The organism is Butyrivibrio sp. Su6 (assembly GCF_900108105.1).
GTDB lineage: Bacteria > Bacillota > Clostridia > Lachnospirales > Lachnospiraceae > Butyrivibrio.
Genome location: NZ_FNUR01000017.1, coordinates 25,641 through 32,426, shown reverse-complemented (window position 1 = coordinate 32,426; position 6,786 = coordinate 25,641). Strand labels below are relative to the sequence as shown.

Below are 6,786 nucleotides of genomic sequence, written 5' to 3'. Positions count from 1 at the left end.
ACAGATATGATGGGAATGATGGCAGCAATGGAAGGAGCAACAGCAGAGGAAGCCACAGCAGCAGAAGCACCAATAGAGATGCCAGTGGACATGCCTGTAGAGGAAGCACCAGTAGAGATGCCAACGGAAATGCCGGCAGTAGAAGAAGCACCTACAGAGGCGACATCGCCTGCACAGGATGTAGAAGCAATGATGGCGGCGATGGCAGCTGCTGAAAATGCTTCAGAAGTTGATGCAATGATGGCTGCAATGGCTTCAGGAGAAGCTCCTGCCGAGGTACCGACAGAAGAAGCTGTAGAGGCTAGCCCAGCTGAAATGGCAGAGGCCGATGCAATGGCAGCAGCGATGGCAGCCATGGGTGAGATGCCTGCTGAAGCAGCGCCAAATATTGATGAAATTCCGCCAGAGATACCAACAGAAGAAGCACCAGTAGCAGAGGAAGTTCCAGTGACAGAGCCTCAGGTTGAAGAAGCTCCGGTTGAAACACCAGTAATGGACATAAATCCAGATGATATAGATCCTGTTATGGCGGCAATGATGGCGGATGCAGCTGCAGCTGCGGCCGCAGCAGAAGCACCGGTTGAAGAAACTCTGACAGAGGAAGCACCAGCCGAGATGCCAGTAGAGATGCCGGCAGAAGAAGTGCCTATGGACATGCCGGCGGCAGAAGAGGCAGCGCCAGATACAGATATGATGGCAATGATGGCAGCAATGGAAGGAGCATCTGCAGGAGAAGCTCCTGTTGAAGAAGCACCGGTAGCAGAGATGCCAATAGAAGAAGCACCAGTAGCAGAGATGCCTATGGATATGCCAGCGATGGATGATAAACCAATGGAGGAAGCTCCAGCTGAGATGCCTGCAGAGGCACCTATGGACATTGACCCTGTGGCAGCTGCAATGATGGCTTCGGGAGAAGAATCAGTGAACATCGATGTTTCTGATACAGAAGATCAGGTTCCTGCGGAAATGGATATGGCGGCAGCGGCGGATGCGATGGAAGGTGCCGTAGAAGATATAGAAGCTTTCCTTGACTCAGAAGATTATGAGTATTTTACAGTTAAAGCAGGCAGCATGACTACTATGGTTATGAAGATGTCGGATGGAAGTGCCATGTCAATTGTTTATGAAGGCAATGAATTTGATGCATTGGAGTCATCTTTTGACAAGGATGGAAAGACAGTTTATGCCGATATTATGAATGCCTTCGTGAAGGAAACTATTAGAACAGGCGGATCTGTTTGCATGACACGTCATAAGGGCAGAAAAACGGTATCTAAGTGATAATAATTATGGAAACGTGAAGCCTTTTTAATTAGAGAATTGAAGGATGTTGTGTTATGATAAAAGAGTAATTCGTGAACGAAATTCAGGGATTGCTCTTTTTCTATTGTTGCAATGGTAGCAAAACTACAACATTACAGGAGGATGAAGAAATGTCAAAAACAGCGATTATAACAGGTGGGTCTAGAGGAATCGGCGAAGCTATGTCTCTTAAGCTTGGTGAACTGGGGTACAATGTCGTAATTAATTACAGAAGTGAGTCTTCTAAAGCTTTGTCAGACAATATCGCAGACAATATTAAAAAGGATTATGGCGTTGATTCATTGGTAGTAAAGGCTGATGTTAGTAAATATGATGACTGTGAAAATCTGGTAAAGGCAACTGTAGAAAAATTCGGTGATAATATTGATGTTTTGATCAATAATGCAGGAATTACTAACAATTGTAATTGGATCGATATAAAAAGAGAACAATATGAAAATGTCATCAATACAAATCTTATGAGTTTTCTGCACATGACACATCTGGTGCTTCCACATATGATAAATCACAGTAGCAAGGATAATCAGTGCTGTATTGTGAACACATCTTCAGTTGGAGGACTTACGGGTGTTATCAATCAGGCAGATTACTGTGCTTCCAAGTCAGGTATTATAGGACTTACCAGAGCTCTTGCTCTTGAATTTGCAGGAAGAGGCGTGAGAGTTAATGCCATTGCTCCCGGTATGATAATGACTGATATGCTAAGGGGAGTAAATCAGGATGAACTTAATGCACTTGCAGCAACGATTCCTCAGGGATTCATAGGTGACGTTTCGGACATTGCGGGTGCTATGGAATACCTGCTTACCGCGCCATATGTGACAGGTCAGGTATTATCACCAAATGGTGGATTTGTTCTGCAGTAAAAGAAAAAATAAAAAAGAGGATTCTTGCTTAAGCACATAGCTTTTGCAGAAATCCTCTTTTTATTGTTCACCAAAAGTATTACCAGTCTGAATCCCAGTCTGTTCCTCCTGAATCCCAACTGTCATTAGAATCCCAGTCATAATCTGAGTTGTAATCTGATGTGTCCTTTGAGTGGTATTCTTCATAATATGAAGAATTGTCCCAGTTATCAAAGGAATATGAGCTGTTCCACTTTTCTGAAAGATAGTATTCATCATAATCAGATTCAAGCTCTTTTGAAACTTCTCTTGCAACATCCGGGCCTGCAAGTTGTTCAAGAGGTTCCCAATCTGTGTAGTCCCAGTAATACCAATCGCCCTGATAATTGTACAGGACATTTGAATCATATTGATAATAGCCATTGTGCCTGTTTTTGAATGGAGTTACCAGAAACGAATTGATGAGAATTACGATAACTGCAATTATCCAGATTTTGTTACCCAGCTGAGCTAATTTACTGCCTGAATTTTTGTTACCAAAGCCTTTTGAAGACGCTGAGCTAACTACACCTTTTCTTTTGTTGCTGTTTAGCTGTTTTTGATGTACAATCTCATCTTTTAATCTCTGATAGAGCTCGTTGACAGCATACTCTTCATCTTTGCCCTGGTATCTGATAGCGCGTTCACCATCAGCTTTGTTTTTATAAACAATAAAATCGCCGTTCTCATCCTTATAGATTCCAAAGGCCTTGGGCCCCTTGTGATCTTCACCGATAAAAAACCTTGTAACTTCATAGGAAGGAAGATTCCTGTTTTTATACCATTCCTTTAATTCTTCAATTGTCTTAGGTTTTCCGGAATTTTGATGAGAAGGATTGGGAGCACCGCAGGAAGGGCATTTTTCCTGGGTGTCTTCGTATGTGTTTCCACAATAATCACATTTGATTTTCATAAATCTCCCCCTGAATGAAACAATACAATAAAATTTTATGTATCATTTTACATTATGTCAACTTTTCTGGTGGAAATGATGGGGAGTAATTGAAAATGTATTAGCAATTTTATGCTTTTTTAATGGACAAACAAGTGCTAAAAAGCTATGATTAATTGGCATGGAAAACGATTTCCTTAATGCGTGATATTTTGTGGTATCAGGAAATAGAAAGAATAAACATTACATTTCAGGCGGGGAAAAATGGTATCGATAAAAGATGTTGCAAAAGAAGCCGGAGTGGCTATCTCAACAGTTTCAAAAGTTTTGAATAATTATCCCAATGTCAGTGAGAAGACCAAAAACAAGGTCAATGAAGTCGTTGACAGATTGGGATTTGTGCCTAATGCAGTGGCAGTATCATTGTCTTCCAAAAAAACAGGAAGAGTGGCACTTTTGATAAAACTGAATTTAAGTACGCAGGCAAGCGATGAGATCAATATGCGGTATATTTCCGGTGCAGTTCATAAGGCAAAAGAGCTGCAGCTGGATGTTATCACTGTGTTTGCTTCAATGATAGAGGATATGACTGTCGAAGAGGTTACAAGTTACTTCGAATCCCAGGGAATAAGAGGAATCATTGTATATGGCATGACCACAAAGGATAAGGTTATTCATAAGCTCATAGATAGTGGACATTTCAAAATGGTTGTGGTTGATGCGCCCATGGTCAATGATTCAACCTCTTCAGTCAGCGTTGATCATGCAAAGGCTCAGTACGATGTTGCTAAAAAGACTATTACCGAGAACAAATGCAAAAAGGTATTATACCTGGCAGGTGAAGACACCGGTTATGTCACTAAGGACAGACTTTTAGGAATAAAGAAACTGTGTGAAGAAAAGAACCTGAAACTCACTGTGAGAAATGGGCAGTTTTCCGAACTAAAGGCAAGAGAGCTCACAATGCGCTTTGCTAAAAATGCTGACTGCGTAGTGTGTGCTTCGGATATGATGGCAATTGGGGCAATGAAGGCCCTTATTGATATGGATATATTCAGACCGGTTTGTGGATTTGACGGAATCATCCTTATGGGATATGTGGGAAAACAGATGAATACTGTTAAGCAGGATTTTTCAAAAATATCTGAAGAGGCAATCTTAGAACTGAACCGATTGATGTCAGGCGAGACCGGGCGAAAAGTCACAATAAAGCATGAACTGGTACGAATAAAGTACGAGGATATTATTGCATAAAAAATAATACTTGCAGAAAACGTTTTCCTATGATAACCTTAACACATAAAAGATAAAGAAAACGTTTTCCGTAAACACGGTTTATTAACGAGAGGAGAAAGAAAAATGTCCAAGCACACAAACATGCAACGCGACGTACTTGTACTCAACCTCGAGGAGCAGCTTGAGGGAATTGCTGATGAGAAATTCGGCAAGACAATTAAGGAGTGTACAGACCAGGAGACTTACTACATTCTTTTAGAGATGTCTTCACGCCTTATGGATGTGGCTGAAGTTTATAACGGAGAAAAGAAAGTTTACTACATCTCTATGGAGTTCCTTATTGGTAAGCTTCTTTCAAACAATCTTATTAACCTCAGAGTATATGACAGGGTTAAGGCTATTCTTGAAAAGAATGGCAAGGACCTTTCTAAAGTTGAAGAGTGCGAGCCAGAGCCATCACTTGGAAATGGCGGACTTGGAAGACTTGCTGCCTGCTTCCTTGATTCTATTGCAACATTAGGTCTTGCAGGTGAGGGAATTGGTCTTAACTATCACTTCGGACTTTTCAAACAGGTATTTAAGGATCATCTCCAGTGTGCTGAAAAGAATGACTGGATAGAGGAAAATTCCTGGCTTGAAAAGACAGATACTACTTTCGAGGTAGCTTTTGGTGATAAGAAAGTGGTTTCACGCCTTTACAACATGAACGTTGTTGGTTACGACACAGGAGTAAACAAGCTTCGTCTTTTTGATATTGAATCAGTCGACGAGAGCCTTGTTAAAAAAGGAATTGACTTCGATAAGACTAAGATTGATAAGAACCTTACTCTTTTCCTTTATCCTGATGACTCTGATGAGGCAGGAAATCTCCTTAGAATTTATCAGGAGTATTTCCTTGTATCAAACGCTGCACAGCTTATCCTTCGTGAGCAGAAGGAGCGTCAGTACGATCTTCATGAGCTTCACAAACATGCAGTAATTCAGATCAATGATACTCACCCAACAATGATCATTCCTGAGCTTATCAGAATTCTTGTTGAGGAAAAGGCATTTAATATTGACGAAGCTATCAACGTAGTCAGCAAGACATGTGCATATACAAACCACACTATCCTTGCAGAGGCTCTTGAAACATGGCCACTTGAATATCTTGAGAAGGTAGTTCCACAGCTCGTTCCTTATATAAAAGAACTTGATAAGAGAATCAGAGCTCAGTACAAGAACCCTAAGGTTCAGATCATTGACAAGGATAAAAAAGTGCACATGGCATTTATTGATATCCACTATGGTTTCTCAATAAATGGTGTTGCTGCTATCCACACAGACATTCTTAAGGACAGCGAGCTCAATGACTTCTACAAGATCTATCCTGAGAAGTTTAACAACAAGACAAATGGTATCACATTCCGCAGATGGCTTCTTTCATGTAACCATCCACTTGCTGATTTCCTTTCAGAGACTATCGGAGATGGCTTTAAGAAGGATGCAAATAAACTTGAAAAGCTTCTAGAGCACATTGACAATCCGGAAGTTCTTGATAAACTTGAAGAGATTAAGATGGATAAAAAGAAAGAGCTTGCTTCTTATCTCAAGGAGCATGAGAATGTTGAAGTTGATCCTGGTTCAATCTTTGATATTCAGGTAAAGAGACTCCATGAGTATAAGAGACAGCAGATGAATGCTCTTTATATCATCCATAAATATCTCGAAATAAAGGGTGGCAAGAAGCCTGTAAGACCGCTTACATTTATATTTGGCGCTAAGGCTGCACCTGCATATGTTATTGCAAAAGACATTATTCACCTTTTACTTGTGCTTCAGGAGATCATCAACAATGATCCTGATGTAAATAAGTATATGAAGGTTGTCATGGTAGAAAACTACAACGTAAGCTATGCTGAAAAGCTTATTCCTGCCTGCGATGTTTCAGAGCAGATCTCTCTTGCATCAAAAGAGGCTTCAGGAACAAGTAACATGAAGTTCATGCTTAACGGAGCAGTTACTCTTGGAACTGATGACGGAGCCAATGTTGAGATCCATGAGCTTGTTGGTGACGACAATATCTATATCTTTGGTATCAGCGCTGATGAAGTTATAAAGCATTACAAGAAGGCTGATTACGTTTCAAAGGATTACTATAAAAAGAGCCCTGTTATAAAGGAAGCTGTAGATTTCATCGTAAGTAAAGAGTGCCTCAAGGTTGGACATAAAGAGAACCTTGAAAGACTTTACAAGGAGCTTCTTAACAAGGACTGGTTCATGACACTTATTGACCTTGAGAGCTATATTGCCAAGAAAGATGAGATCTTTGCTGATTACGAGAACCGCGATAAGTGGAAAAAGATGATGCTTACCAATATAGCTAAGGCCGGATATTTCTCATCAGACAGAACAATCGCTGAATACAACAGAGACATCTGGCATCTCGACTGATCTTACTAAAATAAAAGG

The 6,786-nt window shown here is 40.6% G+C and carries 4 protein-coding genes and 1 pseudogene; 4 read left to right on the top strand and 1 reads right to left on the bottom strand.

The features are described 5' to 3' along the window. Together C4S54_RS14875 and C4S54_RS14870 are read left to right on the top strand one after the other, a co-directional pair. Window positions 1–1,281: pseudogene (locus C4S54_RS14875) on the top strand (hypothetical protein); the annotation flags it as partial. Between the two features lie 152 nt (window positions 1,282–1,433). Beyond that, entirely contained in the window at window positions 1,434–2,189 is a 756-nt protein-coding gene (locus tag C4S54_RS14870; RefSeq protein ID WP_103870192.1) for an SDR family NAD(P)-dependent oxidoreductase, read from the top strand. A 79-nt stretch (window positions 2,190–2,268) separates the two neighbouring features. On the opposite strand, the gene C4S54_RS14865 is transcribed toward C4S54_RS14870, so the two are convergent. Next, window positions 2,269–3,120 carry a hypothetical protein gene (locus tag C4S54_RS14865; protein WP_103870191.1) on the bottom strand — a complete coding sequence of 284 codons (852 nt, stop codon included), beginning with the start codon at window positions 3,118–3,120 and terminating at the stop codon, window positions 2,269–2,271. A 243-nt stretch (window positions 3,121–3,363) separates the two neighbouring features. On the opposite strand from C4S54_RS14865, the gene C4S54_RS14860 reads away from it, so the two are divergent. Together C4S54_RS14860 and C4S54_RS14855 are read left to right on the top strand one after the other, a co-directional pair. Then, on the top strand, window positions 3,364–4,353 hold the full coding sequence (locus C4S54_RS14860) for a LacI family DNA-binding transcriptional regulator (RefSeq protein WP_022774342.1): 990 nt from the start codon (window positions 3,364–3,366) through the stop codon (window positions 4,351–4,353). A 105-nt stretch (window positions 4,354–4,458) separates the two neighbouring features. Next, window positions 4,459–6,768 carry a glycogen/starch/alpha-glucan phosphorylase gene (locus C4S54_RS14855; RefSeq protein WP_200821083.1) on the top strand — a complete coding sequence of 770 codons (2,310 nt, stop codon included), beginning with the start codon at window positions 4,459–4,461 and terminating at the stop codon, window positions 6,766–6,768. Window positions 6,769–6,786: the final 18 nt, after the last annotated feature.